The 1,273-nt window shown below is 63.6% G+C and carries 2 protein-coding genes; both read left to right on the top strand.

The features are described from left to right. Positions 1–207 precede the first annotated feature (207 nt). A complete protein-coding gene (locus C2I35_RS21740) occupies positions 208–1,125 on the top strand; it encodes a methionyl-tRNA formyltransferase (RefSeq protein WP_245890602.1) in 918 nt (305 codons plus the stop codon). A gap of 21 nt (positions 1,126–1,146) precedes the next feature. Then, positions 1,147–1,273 (top strand): formate--tetrahydrofolate ligase (locus C2I35_RS22015; RefSeq protein WP_146050033.1); only part of this gene is annotated, 127 nt, incomplete at its 3' end.

Raw genomic sequence — 1,273 nt, 5'->3', positions numbered from 1 at the left:
CCGGTGGACGTGACGCGCTCGCCGCTTCTGGGAGAGCACACGGTGGAGATCCTGCGCGAGGTGCTGGGCTATGACGGCGACGAGCTGCAGGCGGTGCTGGATAGCGGCGCCGTGGGAGACCCGCAGAGAACCGCAGCGGAATAGAAAAGGAAAGACCGGTAGCATGCGGCGCAAATCCGCAGCTGCCGGACCCAAGGGAGGAAAAACATGCGATTGATCGTCATGGGGCAGCAAGCCTTCGGCAAGGATGCGCTGGCCAAGATCATCGAAACCGGAACCGACGAAGTCGTGGCCGTGTATTGCGAGCCCGACCGGGACGGCAAGCCGGTGGACCCGATCAAGGAGTTCGCGCTGGAAAAGGGCCTGCCCGTACATCAGCCGGCGAATTTCGACGATGCCGAGGCGCTGGAAACACTGGCCGGATACAACGCCGACCTGATGGTCATGGCCTTCGTCAACGTCTTCGTGCCCGAAGCGGCGCGGGACACGCCGACGCACGGCTCGATCTGTTTTCACCCGTCGCTCCTGCCGCTGCATCGCGGCCCGAGCGCGGTCAACTGGCCGATCATCATGGGATCGGACAAGTCTGGTTTCAGCTGGTTCTACCCGTCGGACGGGTTGGACGAGGGCGACAGCCTGATGCAATGGGAATGCGAGATCGGCCCCGACGACACGGTGATCGACCTCTATTTCAAGAAGATCTACCCGGCGGCGGTGGACAGCGTGCTGGAGGTCTGCGACCTTTTCCGCGCGGGCAATCCGCCGCATATCGTGCCGGACGAAGCGGAGGCCACCTACGAGCGCCGCTGCACCGCGCGGCACTCGGAAATCTGCTGGCACCGTCCGGTGGGGCAGGTCTATGATCTCATTCGCGGGACCAACCCCGCCCCCGGCGCATGGACGACCTACAAGGGTGCCAAGCTGGGAATTTTCGACAGTGCCCGCGCTCCCGGCGACGGCATTTCCGGCCGGGTCCGCGCCATCACCGACGACGGCATCGAGGTGCAGTGCGTCGGAGGCCGTATCCTGGTCAAACGAGTACGCCCCGAGGGCGGGGACAAGACACCCGCCGCCCAGTGGGCATCCGAAGTCGGCCTTGAGGTCGGCGAAGAATTTCCAAGCTGAAACGCGACAAAGGAACACATCATGAGCCACAAATCAGACATCGAGATTGCGCGTGCGGCGTCGAAGAAGCCGATCCAGGAGATTGGCGACAAGCTTGGGATCCCGGGCGAACATCTGCTGCCCTACGGGCATGACAAGGCGAAGGTGA

The organism is Roseovarius confluentis (assembly GCF_002917925.1).
In the GTDB taxonomy this organism is placed as follows: Bacteria; Pseudomonadota; Alphaproteobacteria; order Rhodobacterales; family Rhodobacteraceae; genus Roseovarius; species Roseovarius confluentis.
Note: the sequence above shows the minus strand (reverse complement) of the source record. Positions and strands in the feature narration are given on the sequence as shown.

Coding starts and splice junctions, on each gene's coding strand:
- C2I35_RS21740 (WP_245890602.1), top strand. CDS start 208: ATGCGATTGATCGTCATGGGGCAGCAAGCCTTCGGCAAGGATGCGCTG.